This is a genomic window from Streptococcus sp. A69 (assembly GCF_058556195.1).
The window spans coordinates 469,531-487,844 of the sequence record NZ_JBZUJU010000002.1; the positions used below are offsets into that span (position 1 = coordinate 469,531).

15 protein-coding genes and 2 pseudogenes are annotated in these 18,314 nt (G+C 41.2%); 10 read left to right on the plus strand and 7 right to left on the minus strand.

What is annotated here, in order from left to right; translation table 11 throughout:
• Positions 1–5: 5 nt before the first annotated feature.
• Positions 6–1,949 (minus strand): threonine--tRNA ligase, encoded by a 1,944-nt coding sequence (thrS, locus tag AC4ME5_RS06290; RefSeq protein ID WP_491800365.1) that lies wholly within the window; start codon positions 1,947–1,949, stop codon positions 6–8.
• Between the two features lie 332 nt (positions 1,950–2,281).
• A complete protein-coding gene (locus tag AC4ME5_RS06295; protein ID WP_001233900.1) occupies positions 2,282–2,656 on the minus strand; it encodes a hypothetical protein in 375 nt (124 codons plus the stop codon).
• Positions 2,657–2,853: 197 nt separating this feature from the next.
• Between AC4ME5_RS06295 and AC4ME5_RS06300 the strand changes: the two genes are divergently transcribed.
• The 3 genes from AC4ME5_RS06300 to AC4ME5_RS06310 all read left to right on the plus strand — a co-directional run bounded on the left by AC4ME5_RS06300 (position 2,854) and on the right by AC4ME5_RS06310 (position 5,296).
• Entirely contained in the window at positions 2,854–3,696 is an 843-nt protein-coding gene (locus AC4ME5_RS06300) for a metallophosphoesterase family protein (protein WP_491800366.1), read from the plus strand.
• Between the two features lie 72 nt (positions 3,697–3,768).
• Complete coding sequence (locus tag AC4ME5_RS06305) at positions 3,769–4,206, plus strand: Rrf2 family transcriptional regulator (RefSeq protein WP_007517712.1); 438 nt, start codon at positions 3,769–3,771, stop codon at positions 4,204–4,206.
• A gap of 67 nt (positions 4,207–4,273) precedes the next feature.
• Positions 4,274–5,296: a YdcF family protein gene (locus tag AC4ME5_RS06310; protein WP_491800367.1), complete on the plus strand. Its 1,023-nt coding sequence runs from the start codon at positions 4,274–4,276 to the stop codon at positions 5,294–5,296.
• A 286-nt stretch (positions 5,297–5,582) separates the two neighbouring features.
• On the opposite strand, the pseudogene AC4ME5_RS06315 reads toward AC4ME5_RS06310, so the two are convergent.
• The 5 genes and pseudogenes from AC4ME5_RS06315 to AC4ME5_RS06335 all read right to left on the minus strand — a co-directional run bounded on the left by AC4ME5_RS06315 (position 5,583) and on the right by AC4ME5_RS06335 (position 9,408).
• A pseudogene (locus tag AC4ME5_RS06315) lies at positions 5,583–6,355 on the minus strand (DUF4037 domain-containing protein).
• 130 nt (positions 6,356–6,485) lie between these two features.
• The gene (locus tag AC4ME5_RS06320) at positions 6,486–7,145 is read right to left on the minus strand and encodes an amino acid ABC transporter permease (RefSeq protein ID WP_042902757.1); all 660 of its coding nucleotides are present in this window, start codon (positions 7,143–7,145) and stop codon (positions 6,486–6,488) included.
• Positions 7,146–7,154: 9 nt separating this feature from the next.
• Positions 7,155–7,832: an amino acid ABC transporter permease gene (locus tag AC4ME5_RS06325; RefSeq protein WP_084939222.1), complete on the minus strand. Its 678-nt coding sequence runs from the start codon at positions 7,830–7,832 to the stop codon at positions 7,155–7,157.
• 12 nt (positions 7,833–7,844) lie between these two features.
• Positions 7,845–8,639 (minus strand): transporter substrate-binding domain-containing protein, encoded by a 795-nt coding sequence (locus tag AC4ME5_RS06330; protein ID WP_084939221.1) that lies wholly within the window; start codon positions 8,637–8,639, stop codon positions 7,845–7,847.
• 10 nt (positions 8,640–8,649) lie between these two features.
• Positions 8,650–9,408, minus strand: a complete 759-nt coding sequence (locus tag AC4ME5_RS06335) for an amino acid ABC transporter ATP-binding protein (protein WP_045617531.1) — start codon at positions 9,406–9,408, stop codon at positions 8,650–8,652.
• 177 nt (positions 9,409–9,585) lie between these two features.
• Here AC4ME5_RS06335 and recJ point away from each other — a divergent pair, with 177 nt between their 5' ends.
• The 7 genes and pseudogenes from recJ to AC4ME5_RS06370 all read left to right on the plus strand — a co-directional run.
• Positions 9,586–11,808, plus strand: coding sequence for a single-stranded-DNA-specific exonuclease RecJ (gene recJ, locus AC4ME5_RS06340; RefSeq protein WP_491800433.1), 2,223 nt, complete (start codon positions 9,586–9,588; stop codon positions 11,806–11,808).
• Positions 11,809–11,981: 173 nt separating this feature from the next.
• Complete coding sequence (locus tag AC4ME5_RS06345; protein WP_270747697.1) at positions 11,982–13,643, plus strand: ribonuclease J; 1,662 nt, start codon at positions 11,982–11,984, stop codon at positions 13,641–13,643.
• A gap of 68 nt (positions 13,644–13,711) precedes the next feature.
• On the plus strand, positions 13,712–14,491 hold the full coding sequence (locus AC4ME5_RS06350) for an alpha/beta hydrolase (protein ID WP_491800368.1): 780 nt from the start codon (positions 13,712–13,714) through the stop codon (positions 14,489–14,491).
• Between the two features lie 104 nt (positions 14,492–14,595).
• Positions 14,596–15,309: a M57 family metalloprotease gene (locus AC4ME5_RS06355; RefSeq protein WP_491800369.1), complete on the plus strand. Its 714-nt coding sequence runs from the start codon at positions 14,596–14,598 to the stop codon at positions 15,307–15,309.
• A 225-nt stretch (positions 15,310–15,534) separates the two neighbouring features.
• Positions 15,535–16,749: an aminoacyltransferase gene (locus AC4ME5_RS06360; protein ID WP_007520467.1), complete on the plus strand. Its 1,215-nt coding sequence runs from the start codon at positions 15,535–15,537 to the stop codon at positions 16,747–16,749.
• A 4-nt stretch (positions 16,750–16,753) separates the two neighbouring features.
• On the plus strand, positions 16,754–17,986 hold the full coding sequence (locus tag AC4ME5_RS06365) for an aminoacyltransferase (RefSeq protein WP_061588360.1): 1,233 nt from the start codon (positions 16,754–16,756) through the stop codon (positions 17,984–17,986).
• Between the two features lie 184 nt (positions 17,987–18,170).
• A pseudogene (locus AC4ME5_RS06370) lies at positions 18,171–18,272 on the plus strand (M57 family metalloprotease); the annotation flags it as partial.
• Positions 18,273–18,314 lie beyond the last annotated feature (42 nt).

Below are 18,314 nucleotides of genomic sequence, written 5' to 3' on the forward strand. Positions count from 1 at the left end.
TTGTTTTATTTCTCAACGCGTGATTTGTTGGCGATATCAGCTAGGATAGCTTGAACAAAGTCATCAACTGAGACAGTTTGTGTTTCTTTTTGGCCATAGCGACGAACGTTGACTGTTCCGTCTTCCATTTCCTTGTCCCCAACGATCAATTGGTAAGGAATCTTGCTTGTTTGTGAAGCACGGATCTTGAACTGCATTTTTTCATTGCGCTCATCTACGTCGGCACGGACACCACGGTCACGGAGTTTCTTCGCCACTTCCCATGCGTAGTCTACGTGTTTTTCGTTAGAAACGGGGATGAGGGTTACTTGATGTGGTGCAAGCCATGTTGGGAAGGCACCCTTGTAGTTCTCAATCAAGATAGCTGTAAAGCGTTCCATGGTTGAAATAACACCACGGTGGATCATAACAGGACGGTGTTCTTCACCATCAGCCCCAATGTATTTGAGGTCGAAGCGTTCTGGAAGCAAGAAGTCCAACTGGATGGTAGAAAGAGTTTCTTCCTTACCAAGAGCTGTTTTCACTTGGATATCCAATTTTGGTCCATAAAAGGCTGCTTCACCTTCAGCTTCGTAGTATTCAACACCCATGTCATCAACAGCTGCTTTCAACATGCGTTGTGCATTTTCCCACATCTCATCGTTGTCAAAGTATTTGTGTTTATCTTCTGGGTCACGATAAGACAAGCGGAAACGGTAATCTGTCAAATTAAAGTCTTCATACACGTCGATAATCAATTGAAGAATTTTCTTGAATTCTTCCTCAATTTGTTCTGGAGCTACAAAAGTATGGCCATCATTGAGGGACATTTCACGTACACGTTGAAGACCTGTAAGGGCGCCAGATTTTTCATATCGGTGCATCATGCCAATCTCAGCGATACGGATTGGTAATTCACGGTATGAGTGTACATGGTGTTTATAAACTTCGATATGGTGAGGACAGTTCATTGGGCGGAGGACAAACTCTTCACCGTCTCCCATGTCCATAGTTGGGAACATATCTTCACGGTAGTGATCCCAGTGACCAGAAGTTTTATAGAGTTCCACTGAGGCAATTGGTGGAGTGTAAACATGTTGGTAGCCTGCAGCGATTTCCTTGTCAACAATGTAGCGTTCCAATTCACGACGGATAGTTGCTCCGTTTGGTAACCAGAATGGTAAACCTTGTCCGACTTCTTGTGAAATCATGAAGAGGTCAAGCTCTTTACCGAGTTTACGGTGGTCACGTTCCTTGGCTTCTTCACGCATTTGAAGGTAGTTCTTCAAGTCTTTCTTGTCAAACCAAGCTGTACCGTAGATTCGTTGCATCATCGCGTTGTCGCTATTTCCACGCCAGTAGGCACCAGCTACGTTGAGCAGGTGGAAGATTTGGATACGACCTGTTGATGGGACGTGAGGACCACGGCAGAGGTCTACGTATTCGCCCTGACGGTAGATAGTCAAACCACCTTCGTCTTCTGAGTGTTCTTCAATCAATTCCAACTTGTAAGGGTCATTTTTAAAGATTTCACGGGCCTCGTCTTTGGTAACTTCTTCACGGATTGATGGGAAGTTTTCTTTAACGATTTTCTTCATTTCTTCTTCGATACGAGGAAGGTCCTCGTTAGAGATTTGGCCAGCAGTATTGTCTGTATCGTAGTAGAAGCCGTCTTCGATAGCTGGACCGACACCCAAATGAATGTCTGTGAAAAGGCGACGAGCTGCTTGGGCGAATAAGTGAGCCGCTGAGTGGCGCAAGATTGGAAGGGCATCTTCGTGATCAGGTGTCACGATTTCGATGCTTCCATCTTCAGTGATAGCACGAGTCGTGTCGATGAGTTTGCCGTTGAATTTACCAGCGAGAGCTTTTTTAGCTAGGGAATTGCTGATAGATTGGGCAATTTCAAAAGTTGTCACGCCAGATTCGAATTCACGAACAGCGCCATCTGGGAAAGTAATCTTAATCATGGTTTTCTCCTTATAAAGTTTTTATTAGCCTAGTTATAGTGAAGGTGCCCTTGAAATATAAATAGAAATTCCTTTTGATTTTTCGTTAATAAATCAAAAAGCGACATCCATAAAAGGACGTCGCAACGTGGTTCCACCTTCATTTATGTTCCTCAAAAAGAGGGACACCTCAGATTGGCTTTAACGTAGCCACCGTTTTATGTTTGCATAAAAGTCAGTAGAGTAGTATCAGTTTAGGCTTTCTATGCGTTTCCAGCAACCACGCACTCTCTAGTAGAAAGGGACTAAGTGACTTGTCTCTATGCATTATTATAGCATGATTGCGAGAATTTTCAAGGTTTTTGTATAATTTTTTTGTTTTTCTCTCTTTGGAAGACATGCTTGATACCCATGCCAGCAGCCAAGCCAAGTAGGGCAAAGAGTTCATAGGCTAGGAAGTAAAGCAGGATGAACTCACCAAAAGTGATGATGGTAAAGCAAAAGACCAGACCAATACCGAGTAGCCACCAAAGTGAGAAACGAAATCGATAGCTATAAAGTAGCGATACGATAAAGGTTACTAGGGGAGAAAAGAGGAGGATGTTATAAATGTAAAGTCCCTTCAGCGTATAAGAATCAGATATCAACAGTAAAAGCAGCTCATAGAGGGGCCAGTAAAAGAAGAAAATGACAAGGTAGTATGGAATATACTTAAGATATTTCCGCATGGCAATAGTCCTCCAATCTACAAAAATTGAGAGATGTTGAAGACCACATAATCCTAAATGAAGGGGAACTCTCTGCTTATATTATAGCACGTCTTGGAAGCCTTTACAAGTTAATCCAGTGAGTAGTGATAGTGCTCTTTTTGAGTGTTTTCTGCTATAATACTAACAAAAGAAGTAAGAGGAAATGAGGAGAAAGAATGACCAAAATAGCAGTTCTTTCAGACATACATGGGAATACGACAGCCCTGGAAGCTGTGCTGGCTGATGCTAAAGCTGCAGAGGTAGACCAATACTGGCTTTTAGGGGATATTCTGATGCCAGGAACAGGACGTAGAAGGATCTTGGATCTTTTAGCAAGTTTGCCTATTACAGTAAGAGTTCTGGGAAATTGGGAAAATAGTCTCTGGAGAGGCTTGCATCGTAAGCTAGATTTGACAAAAGCTAGTCATCGCTACCTCCTACGTCAATGCCAGTATATATTAGAAGAAATCAGCCCTGAAGAAATCGAAGACCTCCACAATCAACCCATGCAAGTTCATCGTCAGTTTGGTGATTTGATGGTGGGAATCACTCACCATCTCCCTGATAAAAACTGGGGTAGGGAGTTGATTCATACGGGAAAACAAGAAGATTTTGATAGATTAGTGACGGAACCGCATGCCTCCATCGCAGTATATGGTCATATCCACCAACAGTTGCTTCGTTATGGAAGTGATGGACAGTTGATTCTTAATCCAGGGTCCATTGGACAACCCTTCTTTCTAGATGCGAAGTTGCGTAAGGACCTGCGGGCCCAGTATATGATCTTAGAGTTTGATGAAGCAGGTTTGGCTGATGTTGATTTTCGTCGAGTGGATTATGATGTAGAAGCCGAATTGCAGTTGGCTAAAGATTTAAAGCTCCCCTATTTCCAGGTCTATTATGAAAGTTTGGTAAATGGGATTCACCACACTCATAACCAGGAACTTCTGTATGAGATTGCTCAAAAACAGGGGCATGATATTGAGTTGGATGCATGGTTAGATAGTAGTAATGATTGACATGACATCAAAAAGGGGTATAATGAGTATGAGAAGAGAGACGATGAGAATCTCAGGTGAAAGGGGAACAAAATGCAAATTTCAAGTCGATTTACCATTGCGACCCATATGCTAATTATCATTGCTATCAAGGGCCAGGAAAGTAAGGTGACCAGTGATTTTCTCGCAGCTAGCGTTGGAGTTAATCCAGTCATTATCCGTAAGACTTTGTCGCAACTCAAAAAAGCAGGATTGATTTCAGTTGCGCGTGGGACGGGCGGAACTGAGATAATAAAAGACCTCCAAGATATTAGCCTTTTTGATGTGTATCAGGCTGTCGAATGTCTAGGAAAATCTGGCAAACTCTTTAGTTTCCATGACAATCCCAATCCTAACTGTCCAGTAGGGGCTAATATTCATAAGGTCTTGGATCAGAAATTGCTGGATATCCAAGTAGCTATGGAAAATCAACTTCGTCAGATGAGTCTGGCTCAGGTTGTGGCAGATGCAGAAGCAAGAATAGCAAAATAAGAGGGCTAGGCTCCTCTTTTTCTATTGCCATAATTATGGTACAATGTAGACATTAAAGGAGGAGACTATGTACTTTATCACAGGATTTTTTGTCCTACTTTTTCTCGTTTCGTTTTTAAGGGACAATCGCAGTCTCTGGAATCCAGCTCTCTTGCTTTTGTCTCTGCTCTTTTCTTATATGTCCATTGCCAATCTTTTTTACGAAGCTGGGCAGAAAGAAGTGCACATGGTTTTCTTTGCAGGGATTTTTCTCCTGCTGCCTCTTTTAGTTTTTCTAAGTAGTTTTTTCCTTATTTATAATGGATTCGTGTTATTGAAAAAAGAAGGAAAATCCAAGGCAAATTATTTGTCTCTAGGATTAGGTTGTGTGATTCTATTCTTTTTTGTGATCATGGCGATTCGAGTGAGCGATACCAAGGGCTTGTTTTACACCAATCATCTAGTGAATATTATCTTTTTCTTTTTGATTTATTCGTATTTGATTTTTGGTTTTGCCTTTGCAGGATTTCTGCTTTATTCTATCCTGTATCTTTTTATTCCTAAGAAAAAATATTATGATTTTATCATCATTCACGGAGCAGGTTTGTTGAATGGAGAAAAAGTGACTCCCTTACTAAAGAGTCGCATTGATAAGGCAGTAGAAGCCTATCGCCAGTCTCTTAATCCCAATGTTAAAATCATCGCGAGTGGTGGTCAAGGTGGAGATGAAAAGATATCCGAAGCTCAGGCGATTTGTAATTATTTGTTGGAAGAGACAGATATTCCGAGAGAAGCGATTCTCCTAGAGGAAGACTCAACGACGACCTATGAGAATCTTCTCTTCTCAAAAGAAATGGGAGAGAAGCTGGTGACCAGTCCACGTTTTCTCTTTGTGACCAATGATTACCATGTTTTTCGTACCAGTACCTATGCTCGCCGTATTGGGATGAAGGGAGATGGCCTTGGTTGCCGTACAGCCGCCTACTATATCCCATCGGCCTTTATCAGAGAATATATTGCTCTATGTGTGAAGATGAGATGGCTTTTTATCGCCCTCTATGTTTTGTTGATTTTAGCTCTGATTTTCTCCTATAGAGGTGTTCTATGGTAATATGTAAAATTCATATTGTAATTCTTGTTAGAATCTCTAAAAAATCTTGTAGTAACCCTAAGGGAAAAATTGTCACTAGTAATGAAAGAGCAGGGTAAGTGATTGTGAGTGCGGTTTTTGGAACGGCTTCATGATTGCTCGTCAATCAATTGAACAATTTCTAACCTAGTTGCAGATTTTCAGAGAGAGTCAAAAATAGGCAACTGAATATGAGTAGACTAGAATTTTACAGTCAACGACAAATAAAAATGTGAACAGCAACAGAGGTTCACATTTTCTTTTTGGTCTATGGCAAAATGGCTTTTAGTTCCTTCAGGATAGTTTGCAAGGTTACGATCGCTTGTTCTCCTTGTTGTGGTTGATAGAGTAGTTGGAAATACTTGCGAATAGTTTCTTCAAATTGCTTAGGGAGGAGAGTACAATGGGCCTTTGCGTACCCCAGCATCCGTTTTTCACCAGGATGGGTTTGCTCATTGAGCGCAAACAACAAGTCAAAGTAGGAAGCAAAAAATTCACTTGAGCGGTGATTCATACTGAGAAGATCTTGGCGTTTGATAGCTTTTTCTATTTGGTGAGAGAAGGCAGGCATGGCTTGTTCTAGCAAAAGGAGTTGCCTTTCAATGATATGCTTTTTGAGTTCCTGTGGATAGGGAATCTGGTAGGTTCTTTGGAGCGAAGCATAGATTCCATTCGGATCGTATAGAATCTTGCTGTGGAGTAGATTATGCCACATGCAAGTTGTATAAGCATTTTGAGCTTTGTGTTGAAAAATGGTTGAGTTCAATTCTTGTTCAAACGACTCCAGCGAACGATAAATCAGCTCGATTTGGATACCGTTGTTTAGTACACAGTCGTCCTCTAATTCCCAAAACTGGTTTCCAATGTCCATATAAGAACAATACTTACTCAAGATATCTCGTCGAATCGCCTCATCAATAGAAGAGTATAAACGTCATAGTCAGAATTTTGATCGTAGGCTTGCCCTGCACGAGAACCACCAAGAGCAATAGCTTCTACTTGTTCCAGTTGAGAGAATTCTTTGCAAAGGTCTTGAATCATTGTTTTTCTCCTTGCGTTATGGTTTTAAAGTTATTTTACCAAAAAGTAAAACGCTTGCATAGCATTGAGTTGCCCTTTTTCATTTATAGCAAAAAATATGAACCCTTGTTTTGAGTTCACATTTCTTTTTTTATTCTGCGGCTTGTTGCCAACGTTTTGCTAGCTTATGAGACAGGCTAGAAATGGCAAAGTTAAAGATAAAGTAAATCAAGGCAATCAGGATATAAAGACTGAAGACTTGCTCTGGTTCGAAATAACGACCCATGAGAATTTGGCTGGCGCCAAAGAGTTCTTGTAGGGCGATAACAGAGTAGAGAAGACTGGTATCCTTAATCACAGTTACAAACTGAGAAATGATAGCTGGCAGCATTTTACGGATCGCTTGTGGGAGAATGATGTAGTAGAGGATTTGCGCAGAGGTGAATCCTTGCGACATTCCTGCTTCATACTGGCCCTTGTCCACGGCATTAAGACCGCCCCGGATAATCTCAGCCAATGCTGCTGAGGTAAAGAGAGTAAAGGCAGTGATACCAGCTGGTGTGGACTTCATCTTAAACACTAAAAAGATGGTGAAAATCCAGAGAAGGTTGGGAACGTTACGTACAAACTCGATATAAATGCTGGAGATGATCCGTAAGACAGGATTTTTCCCATTTCTCATGACGGCTAGTACTGTTCCGATAAGGGTCGAGAGGACGATAGCAATTAGAGAAATGTAGAGGGTCAAGCCAAATCCTTTAAAGATAAAGGCTAGGTTATCTGGGGTCAAAACTTCTAAAATAGATTCCATAGTAACCTCCTAAAGTGAATAGGCTTTTTTATTGGCTTGCTCCATCTTGCGACCAAATTGGGCGACAGGGAAGCATAGGGCAAAGTAGAGTAAGGCAGCACCTAGAAAGGCTGGGATGTAGTTTCCGTTGAGAGCTGACCAAGACTTGGTCACAAACATCAAGTCCACCCCAGAGATGACAGCAACCGTTGAAGTATTCTTGATAAGGTTGACGATTTGGTTGGTCAAAGGAGGGAGAATGATACGGAAGGCCTGAGGCAAGATAATCAATCGCATGGCACTGATATAGGTGAAACCTTGTGATAAGGCGGCCTCCATCTGACCATTAGGGATGGACTGAATCCCTGAACGAATAACCTCAGCAATATAGGCACCGTGATAAAGTCCGACGCAGAGAACAGCTGTCCAATAAATCGGAATCATGATGGTATGGTCACTGATAAGAGGCAAACCATAGAAGACGATGACAAACTGCACCAAGAGGGGAGTATTTTGGTAAAATTCGACAAAGATGCGAGCTAAAATGCGCAAAATTGGGCGCTTGCTAGTTGACATGGCTCCAAAGAAGATACCCAAGACCATGGCGAGGATAAAGGATCCGATTGCTAGGGCAAGAGTAAAGAGGAAGCCATTGAAAAATTGTCCAAGATCCTGAAAATAGGCTGTCCAAGATGATAAATCTGTCATGGGGTGTCCTCCTTAATCTGCAGTATGGCTAGATGGTTTGAGCTTGTAACGGTCATAAAGTTTTTGCAAACTGCCATCCTTGCTCCATTTGGTAACCAAGTTATCGAGATAGTCGTTTAGCTCGGTATTTGATTTCTTGGTAACGATACCGTAGTCAGATGGCTTGAAACTATCATCTAGCAATTCTGTTCGTTTACTGATGTAACCTGATAGGATAGAGCGATCCACGGAAAAGGCATCAATACGGTGAGCGTGAAGGGAAGTAATCAATTCTGGGTAGGAACCAAGTTCGACAAATTTAAAGGTTAGACCTTTCTTTTTACCCAGTTCGGTAATCAAGCGTTGGGTGATGGATCCTTGGGCAACCCCAATGGTTTTTCCGTTTAGGCCCTCAATGCTTTTAATGTTGGCAGATTTGTTGACCAAAAAGCCAGAAGCGTCCGTATAGTAGGGACTGGTAAAGTTGTAGAGTTTTTTACGTTCTTCTGTGATGGTGAAGGTTGCGATATCCATGTCGACCTGTTCATTGTCTAATAGTGGTCCGCGGGTTTGAGCGGTAACTGGAACGTAGCGAATCTTGACCTTGAGTTCGTCTGCAATCATCTTGGCAAGGTCAGTTTCGATACCAGAATAAGTCCCTGTCTTGGGATCCTTGTAGCCAAAATTGGGAACGTCTTGTTTGACACCGACAACGAGCTCGCCTCTTTTTTGAATGTCTGCGATACTGGTATCGGCTTGGACTGGTTTGGCAGCAGCAAGGCCGAAAAGGCTAATCACTATTGCTGATAAAAAGAATTTCTTTTTCATAGAGACCTCCTTATTTTACTTTGTCACTTTCGTGGTTGATGATTTTGCTGAGGAATTGTTGTGCACGAGGTTCGCTTGGATTGTCGAAAAAGTCATCGACATCTGTCGTATCTACTAAAACTTCCCCGTCAGCCATAAAGATGATGCGGTCCGCAACTTCACGGGCAAAGCCCATTTCGTGGGTAACGATGATCATGTTCATCCCATCATGCGCCAGTTTTTGCATAACTGCTAGAACATCTCCGATGGTTTCAGGGTCAAGAGCAGATGTTGGCTCATCAAAGAGGAGGAGCTCCGGATGCATGGCAAGACCACGAGCAATGGCGATCCGCTGTTTTTGACCACCAGATAGCATGGCGGGATAGGAATCTTTCTTGTCCCACATATTTACAAATTCCAGATATTTTTGGGCTGTTTTTTCAGCTTCTTTTTTATCAATTCCTAGAACTTTTACGGGTGCGAGTGTTACATTTTCTAACACTGTTTTGTGTGGATAAAGATTAAAATGTTGAAAAACCATGCCGACTTCCTTACGAAGAGGAACTAAATCTTTCTGACTAGCACCTGCTACTTGGTGTCCATTGACCAGGAGACTTCCTTTGTCAACAGCCTCTAAACCATTGATCGTACGGATAAGAGTGGACTTCCCAGAGCCGGAAGGTCCAAGCAGGACAACAACTTGTCCTTTTTCAAAACGGAGATTGATGTCGCGGAGTGCGTGGTAGTCTCCGTAATATTTTTCGACGTTTTTAAATTCTACTAAAGCCATGAGAGATCTCCTTTGTGTTAGATTTTATAACATGATTCTACAACAAAAGAGTGTTCTTGTCAAATCATATCTGAAAAAAATTCACTAAAATGTTATAAAAAAGCAATCTGAATAGAGAAAATGCCTAAATCATGTTATAATGAAACGATAGAATTCTTAGAAAGAGTGGATGTTTTTTTGATAACTCCTACTTATGAATGGCAGTTTGCCCCGCAGGTTGAAGACGCGGATTTTACAAAGATAGCCAAGAAGGCTGGACTGGGTCCCGAGGTAGCACGGTTATTATTTGAAAGAGGGATTCAGGACGAAGAAAGCCTGAAAAAGTTTTTAGAACCTTCCTTGGAGGACTTGCATGACCCCTATCTGCTCCATGATATGGACAAGGCAGTGGAACGGATTCGTCAGGCCATTGAAGAAGGGGAAGACATTCTCATCTATGGAGACTACGATGCGGACGGTATGACTTCAGCTTCGATTGTGAAGGAAAGTTTGGAACAGCTTGGCGCCGAGTGTCGAGTTTATTTGCCCAATCGTTTTACAGATGGCTATGGTCCCAATGCCAGTGTCTATAAATACTTTATCGAGCAAGAGGGAATTTCCTTGATTGTGACGGTGGACAATGGGGTTGCTGGCCATGAAGCCATTGAATTGGCCCAGTCTATGGGAGTGGATGTCATTGTGACCGACCACCATTCCATGCCGGAAACTCTTCCTGATGCCTATGCGATTGTTCACCCTGAGCATCCAGATGCGGACTATCCCTTCAAACAGTTAGCTGGTTGTGGAGTGGCTTTCAAGCTGGCTTGCGCTCTTTTAGAAGAAGTGCAAGTGGAATTGCTTGATTTGGTTGCTATCGGAACTATTGCAGATATGGTGAGCTTGACGGATGAAAACCGCATCATGGTTCAATATGGTCTGGAAATGTTGGGACATACTCAGCGTATTGGCCTACAAGAAATGCTAGACATGGCTGGGATTGCTGCTAATGAAGTGACAGAAGAAACGGTTGGTTTCCAGATTGCTCCTCGTTTAAATGCCTTGGGGCGCTTGGACGATCCCAATCCCGCCATTGATTTGCTGACTGGCTTTGACGACGAGGAAGCGCATGAGATCGCCCTCATGATTCATCAGAAAAACGAAGAGCGCAAGGAAATTGTTCAGTCTATCTATGAAGAAGCTAAGACCATGGTGGATCCTGAGAAGAAGGTCCAGGTCTTGGCCAAGGAAGGCTGGAATCCTGGCGTTCTGGGTATCGTTGCTGGTCGTTTGCTGGAAGAACTAGGGCAGACAGTCATCGTTCTTAATATAGAGGAGGGTCGTGCTAAGGGTAGCGCTCGTAGTGTGGAAGCAGTCGATATTTTTGAAGCCCTAGACCCCCATCGCGACCTCTTCATAGCCTTTGGTGGCCATGCTGGTGCAGCAGGAATGACGCTGGAAGTTGAGAAACTTTCAGATTTATCTCAGGTTTTGGAAGACTATGTCCGTGAAAAAGGCGCAGATGCTGCTGGCAAGAACAAGTTAAATCTAGATGAAGAGCTGGATTTGGAGACTCTTAGTTTAGAAACGGTTAAAAGCTTTGAACGCTTGGCACCTTTTGGAATGGATAATCAGAAACCTGTCTTTTATATCAAGGATTTTCATGTCGAAAGTGCCAGAACCATGGGAGCAGGCAATGCCCACCTCAAACTAAAAATTTCCAAGGATGAGGCGAGTTTTGAAGTGGTGGCCTTCGGACAAGGGAGATGGGCAACAGAGTTTGCTCAAACAAAAAACTTAGAATTAGCAGTCACCCTATCTGTCAACCAATGGAATGGCCAAACTGCCCTCCAGTTGATGATGGTGGATGCGCGTGTGGAAGGTGTTCAACTCTTTAACATTCGTGGGAAGAATGCAGTCTTGCCAGAGGGAATTCCAGTCTTGGATTTCTCTGGAGAGGTGCCAGATTTAGCGACTAGTGATGCTGTGGTTGTGAAAAACATTCCTGAGGATATTACCTTGCTGAAGGCCATTTTTCAGGAACAGCATTTCTCTGCTGTCTATTTCAAAAATGACATTGACAAGGCCTACTATCTGACAGGTTATGGAACTAGAGAGCAGTTTGCAAAATTGTACAAGACCATTTACCAGTTCCCAGAGTTTGATATTCGCTACAAGCTCAAAGATTTGGCGGTTTATCTCAATATCCAACAAATCTTGCTGGTCAAGATGATCCAAGTATTTGAGGAGCTGGGCTTTGTGACGATCAAAGATGGTGTCATGACAGTCAATAAAGAAGCGCCGAAAAGGGAAATTGCTGAAAGTCAGATTTACCAAAATCTCAAACAAACTGTCAAAGACCAAGAAATGATGGCGCTGGGTACGGTGCAAGATATCTATGACTTTTTAATGGAAAAAGAATAGAAGTTAGGAAAGAGTTGGGCAACCAGCTCTTTTTTGGAAACAAATCTTCATTTTGAAAATCATCAAAAAAATGGTATAATGGTAGGAAAAGATTCGGCTGAAAGTTTTAGAACTTTTAGAATAAGAGGGTAAACCTACCCTATAATCAAGATGAATTAAGTTTCGGAGGGAAAATGAGTAATATCAGTTTAACAACGCTAGGTGGTGTACGAGAAAATGGGAAAAATATGTACATCGCTGAAATCGATGAATCTATCTTTGTTTTGGATGCAGGGCTTAAATACCCTGAAAATGAACAACTTGGGGTCGACGTCGTCATACCAAATATGGACTACCTTTTTGAAAATAGCGACCGTATCGCTGGGGTCTTCTTGACCCATGGACATGCGGATGCCATTGGAGCTTTGCCTTACCTTTTGGCAGAAGCGAAGGTGCCTGTGTTTGGCTCTGAGTTGACCATTGAGTTGGCCAAACTCTTTGTCAAAGGAAATGATACGGTTAAGAAATTCAATGACTTCCATGTTATCGATGAGGATACGGAGATTGACTTTGGGGGAACGGTGGTTTCCTTCTTCCGTACGACTCACTCTATCCCAGAAAGTCTGGGAGTTGTGTTAAAAACACCAAAAGGGAACATTGTTTACACAGGCGACTTCAAATTTGACCAGACGGCTAGTGAATCCTATGCGACGGATTTTGCGCGTTTAGCCGAAATCGGCCGTGATGGTGTCTTGGCACTTCTCAGTGATTCTGCAAATGCAGACAGCAATATCCAGGTGGCGAGCGAGAGTGAAGTTGGGGATGAAATTACCCAAACTATCGCTGACTGGGACGGTCGTATCATCGTTGCAGCGGTTGCCAGCAACCTTTCTCGTATCCAGCAGGTTTTTGATGCGGCTGCGGAGACTGGTCGCCGAGTCGTTTTGACTGGATTTGATGTTGAAAATATCGTCCGTACAGCGATTCGTCTCAAAAAATTATCTCTAGCTAATGAAAGTCTCTTGATCAAACCAAAAGAAATGTCTCGTTTCGAAGACCATGAGTTGATTATCTTAGAGACTGGTCGTATGGGTGAACCCATCAATGGACTTCGCAAGATGTCCGTTGGGCGCCACCGTTATGTAGAAATCAAGGATGGGGACTTGGTTTATATTGTAACAACTCCATCCACCGCCAAAGAAGCAGTTGTGGCTCGCGTTGAAAATATGATTTACCAAGCTGGTGGTGTGGTAAAACTCATTACCCAGAGTTTGCGAGTATCAGGACACGGAAATGCGCGTGATTTGCAGTTGATGATCAATCTTTTGCAACCGAAATATCTCTTCCCTGTCCAAGGGGAGTACCGTGAGTTGGATGCGCATGCCAAGGCTGCCATGGCAGTTGGAATGTTGCCAGAGCGCATTTTCATCCCTAAAAAGGGAACGATCATGTCCTATGAACATGGAGATTTCGTCCCAGCTGGAGCAGTTTCTGCAGGCGATGTCATGATTGATGGAAATGCCATTGGTGATGTTGGGAATGTCGTTCTTCGCGACCGTAAGGTCTTGTCAGAGGATGGAATCTTTATCGTGGCTATTACTGTTAACCGTCGTGAGAAGAAGATTGTGGCTAAGGCTCGTGTTCATACGCGTGGATTTATCTACCTTAAGAAAAGTCGTGACATTCTCCGTGAAAGTTCAGAATTGATTAACCAAACGGTAGAAGAGTATCTTCAAGGGGATGACTTTGACTGGGCAGATCTCAAAGGCAAAGTTCGTGACAATTTGACCAAGTACCTCTTTGATCAAACCAAGCGTCGCCCAGCAATCTTGCCAGTCGTGATGGAGGCAAAATAATAAGCAGAATACCTACAGAAAAAGTCGAAATTCGGCTTTTTCTTATAGAATAGTAAAAGGAGACAACCATGGCAGTTATGAATATTGAGTATTACTCTGAAGTTTTGGATATGGAGTGGGGCGTTACCGTACTCTATCCAGATGCTAGTCGGGTGACTGAACCAGATTGCACAGATATTCCTGTCCTTTATCTTTTGCACGGAATGTCAGGAAACCAAAATAGCTGGCTCAAACGTACCAATGTCGAACGCTTGTTGCGTGGAACCAATCTCATTGTTATCATGCCCAATACAAATAATGGCTGGTACACAGATACTCAGTATGGCTATAACTACTATACTGCTCTAGCAGAAGAACTCCCCCAAGTCATGAAACGTTTCTTCCCCAATATGACCAGCAAACGAGAAAAGACTTTTATAGCAGGCCTCTCCATGGGAGGTTATGGTTCCTTCAAACTCGCTCTATCGACGAATCGTTTTTCTCATGCGGCTAGTTTTTCTGGTGCGCTCAGTTTTCAGGATTTTTCTCCTGAAAGTCAGGATCTGGGATCTCTTGCCTACTGGCGAGGAGTTTTTGGAGAGATTAAAGACTGGACAGCTAGCCCTCATTCGCTTGAAAGTATTGCTAGGAAATCGGATAAAAAAACCAAACTTTGGGCTTGGTGTGGCGAGCAAGACTATCTCTACTCTGCCAATAATCTCGCTGTGAAAAACCTCAAAAAGCTTGGTTTTGAAGTGACCTATAGTCATAGTGCTGGCACTCATGAGTGGTACTACTGGGAAAAACAATTGGAGCATTTTTTAGCTACTCTACCAATTAACTTTGTCTTGGAAGAACGTTTATCTTAGTTTTAGGTTTCTTTCAGCTTTCTTCAGTAAAATAGGGAATCTATCTTGATCAAGTAGAATGTGATTTCAAGATAGGTTCTTATTTTTATGAAAGGTGGAGCGTCATGTTCTGGATTATTCGATTATTTTTCCGATTTCTTTTGGGAATTTGGCGTTTCTTTTGGCGTCTGGTCTGGACCTTGGTCATCATTGTTCTTCTTGCTTTTGGAGTGCTATGGTATCTGACAGGTGATTTTCATTCTGCGGTCAATCAAGTTGAAAAAATGAGTAAGATTGGTCAAGGTGGCTGGAAACAATGGCAGGAAACGGGAACGCTGGAAGTCTTGTCTCAGACAGACAGTCACCAACATGCAGAAGGCAAGTGGGCTCAGGCCTCAGCTCGCATCTATATTGAGCCTCAAATGGATGAAACCTTCCAAGGTGCCTATGCAGAAGCTATAAAAAACTGGAATCAAACGGGAGCCTTTACCTTTGAGGTGGTTGCGGATCCTAGCCAGGCAGATATTGTGGCAAGTGAGATGAATGATGGATCGACCGCTGTAGCTGGTCAAGCCGAGAGTCAAACCAATTTGTTAACCAAACAATTTATATCTGTAACGGTTCGCCTGAATCACTATTATCTATCCAATCCAAACTATGGTTATTCTTATGAACGGATTGTGCACACGGCGGAGCACGAGCTGGGGCATGCCATCGGATTGGATCATACCAACGAGACTTCTGTCATGCAGCCGGCAGGTTCCTACTATGGAATTCAGCCTCGAGATGTGATTGAAGTCAGAGAATTGTATGTAAATAATTATGGACGAGTGATTTAATTTGCTTTTTCAAAAGCTAAAACAACAATTTTTATACTACAAATTTAGTTGAGAAAGATTATCTTAATGACATACTTCCTATTATTTCTTTTAACTATTTATAGGAAAAGTTACTGATATTAACTCCATATACTAGGTGATGTGTGAAGATTATTTTTTCTTTACTTTTAAAAAAAAAAATAGTAAAATAGGACTAAGATTAATAGAAAATGGAAAGTACATGTCATGTATTATTATCGAGTTGGTATTTCTGCTGAAGAACATGATCGTTTTGTTAGACGAAGTTCTTTAGTGAATCTCTTGCAAAGTAGTGCTTGGGCAAGTGTAAAAAGTGAATGGGAAAATGAAAGAGTTGGGTTTTATAGTGATAATCAAATAGTGGCGGTAGCTAGTTTACTTTATAGATCTTTACCCTTTGGTTTTACAATGTGCTACATTGCCAGAGGTCCAATTTTGGATTATACTGACCAATCTTTGATGGATTTTGTATTTTCTTCGCTTAAAAAGATTGCGCAGAAAAAACGAGCTCTTTTTATTAAGATAGACCCTGCGCTTTGTTTGAATAAAACTTATATTGATGGTCAATTTTATGATTACTCAGAGGAAACTCTAAAAACGCTAAATTATCTACAAAAACTAGGATTCATTTGGTCTGGTAAGACTAGTGGAATGATTGATACTATTCAGCCTCGTATACAGGCGAAAGTGTACAAAGAAAATTTTGATGAGAAATATCTACCGAAATCAGCAAGACAAGCTATTAGGACTGCACAAAATAAAGGAATAACTATTCAGTTTGGTGGGATTGAATTATTAGAATCATTTTCTTTTCTAATGAAGAAGACGGAGGCAAGAAAAAGTATTCATTTGCGTAATGAAGCCTACTATCGAAATTTACTATTGTCTTTTCCAGACCATGCTTATATAACATTATCTACACTTGATTTGCCAAATCGGTTGAATATTTTAGAAGAACAAAGAAATCAGAATCAAAAAATTCTAGAATCTTTATCAGCTACTGTTAAGTCTTCGAAATATCAAAGTAGGTTGCAAGAAAGCGAAAGGTTGAATGAAGAAATTCTATTTTTGGAGAAATATATTTCTTCAGGTGTTCAAGTTGCTCCTTTATCAGCCACTTTGACCTTGGAATTTGGGCAGACATCTGTAAATTTATATGCAGGAATGGATGTAGAATTTAGACGCTATAATGCTCCAATTTTAACATGGTATCGAACACTACAGCATGCATTCGAAAGAGGTTCTATCTGGCAAAATCTAGGAGGCATTGAACATACAAGAGATGGCGGGCTTTATCGCTTTAAGGCTAATTTTAATCCAACTATTGAAGAATATTTAGGCGAGTTTACGCTACCTATTCATCCTTTGTATCCTTTAATAAATCTCCTATTTAATCTTCGAAAAAAATATCATAGAAAGTAAATGTATGACACTAACTGTACTTACTAAAGAAGACTTTCGCATTTATTCAGAATCAATTACCTCCCGCTCGTTTTTACAATCAATCCAGATGGGAGAATTATTAGAGAAGCGAGGAGCAACAGTGACCTACCTTGCTCTAAAGCATACAGAGACCATTCAGGTTGCCGCGTTGGTTTATAGTTTGCCAATGACAGGTGGACTGCACATGGAAATCAATTCTGGTCCAATTTATAGCGATGCAACTTACCTAAAGGAATTTTACAAAGATCTCCAAGTGTATGCTAAACAACATGGGGCTCTGGAGTTGATTGTCAAACCTTACGATACTTTTCAAAGTTTTGATACTAATGGGAATCCAGTGACGGAGGAGCAACAAGAAATTATTCAGTGTTTGACGAATCTAGGATATTGTCATGATGGTTTACAGATTGGTTACCCAGGTGGGGAACCTGATTGGTTATATGTCAAGGATTTAGAAGGAATCACAGAGGAGAATTTAATTAGATCTTTTAGTAAAAAGGGAAAACCCTTGGTTAAGAAAGCTAGAAGCTTTGGCATTCAATTGAGACGATTAAAACGTGATGAATTATCTATTTTTAAAGATATTACTGCTACGACATCAAAAAGAAGAGAATATAGTGATAAAAGTTTAGAATATTACGAACATTTTTATGATGCATTTGGAGACCGAGCTGAATTTATGGTTGCAACTTTAAATTTTCAAGATTATCTTTCTCAACTGGAGAAAACTCAAGAAAACTTATCCAAAAAAATAGCAGATTTTGACGCAGCGTTAAGAAAATCACCTGATTCAGCTCAGAAGAAAAAAGAGCATAAAGAATTGCTACATCAATTTGAAACTTTTGAGGTTCGTAAATCGGAAGCACATAAATTGATAGCAAAGTATGGGGAACAAAAGGTTGTATTGGCTGGTAGTCTTTTTATCTATATGCCTCAAGAGAGCACCTATCTTTTTAGTGGCTCTTACACAGAATTTAATAAGTTCTATGCACCAGCGTTGCTTCAAGAGTATGTTATGTTAGAGAGTATAAAGCGTGGAATTCCTGTTTATAATTTTTTAGGGATTCAAGGAATATTTGATGGAAGTGATGGTGTGCTTCGCTTTAAGCAAAACTTTAATGGCTATATTGTAAGGAAGGCGGGAACTTTCCGTTATTATCCTTCTCCTCTCAAGTATAGAATTATTTCTCTAATAAAAAGGATATTGGGTCGATAATTACGTTACCTATGTACTACCCCAAAAAGTTATTTTTTGTATAACTTTTGTAGTATAGTTTAGTGCTTCTTTTTTCTATGTTCTATTTGAGTCAAAAATATTTTGATGTGCATAAGAGGGGAAAACCAGGAAGTAATATGGAAATTTCACTTATATAAATTAGGGTATCAGATAAATCTATAGCTATACCAACGAGACTTCTGTTATGCAACCCGCAGGCTCTTACTATGGGATTCAGCCTCGGGATGTGAAAGCTGTTCAAGAACTCTATACTAGTAGCGACTAGATGAAGTCGGTGCAATCCGAAAAGAAATCAAAGCTCCTCCAT